At 62.9% G+C, this 682-nt stretch carries 1 protein-coding gene and 1 pseudogene; one reads left to right on the plus strand and one right to left on the minus strand.

Annotated elements, in window-relative coordinates; all coding sequences use genetic code 11:
* A partial coding sequence (locus EOB36_RS35405; RefSeq protein WP_245467903.1) for an outer membrane beta-barrel protein occupies positions 1-314 on the plus strand: 314 nt, incomplete at its 5' end.
* Between the two features lie 151 nt (positions 315-465).
* Here EOB36_RS35405 and EOB36_RS27115 read toward each other — a convergent pair.
* Positions 466-682, minus strand: a pseudogene (locus EOB36_RS27115) (UTP--glucose-1-phosphate uridylyltransferase); the annotation flags it as partial.

Genomic DNA, 682 nt, shown 5'->3' on the forward strand with positions numbered 1-682 from the left:
CCGGCCAAACCACCGTCGAGGGCACGACAACTCCCGACGAAAGCGGCGACATCCTTTACTCCGGCCGCCTCACCGGCGAGCGGGAAATCCGTGCCAACCTGATCGGGAACGCAGCTCTCGGCGTGGACTGGCGCGACTATATCGGGTCCGACGGCCATGACCTGACGCTGAGCGCCGAGGCCGGACTGACATGGTGGCTGAACCGGTATGCCGGACTGACCACCCGCGCCAGAACCGAAAAACAGACCAGCAACCTGGAGGGCCGCGACTACACGGCCCACAGCATCTTCGTCGGGGTGACGCTGCAGCCGTAAAGCAAGCCGTTGAAGGTTTGGGTACGTCGAGATTCGGGTCAGGCAGTGGCGGGAACGGCGGTTTCGAGAACCTGAACGCGGCCTACATTGGGTTATGCAAGTACCGGAAGCGCAGAAATCGCCGTTCGCAGGCCGGCTGAATGTCAGCTCGCTAGAATGCCGCACCCCGCTGCTCTGACGGTTTCAACTCGTCGAGAAGCTTGCGGATGGCGCCCGCCATGTTCCCGTTCACGTCGCTGCGCCACAGTGCGAAGGCGACGTTGGCCTCGACAAAGCCTTCCGGCGATCCGCAATCGAAGGTGCGCCCCTGGTAATGGCAGCCATAGAAGGGCTGCTGCTTCTCCAGCTTCAGCATCGCATCGGTGAGC

The organism is Mesorhizobium sp. M6A.T.Cr.TU.017.01.1.1 (assembly GCF_004023115.1).
Lineage (GTDB): Bacteria > Pseudomonadota > Alphaproteobacteria > Rhizobiales > Rhizobiaceae > Mesorhizobium > Mesorhizobium mediterraneum.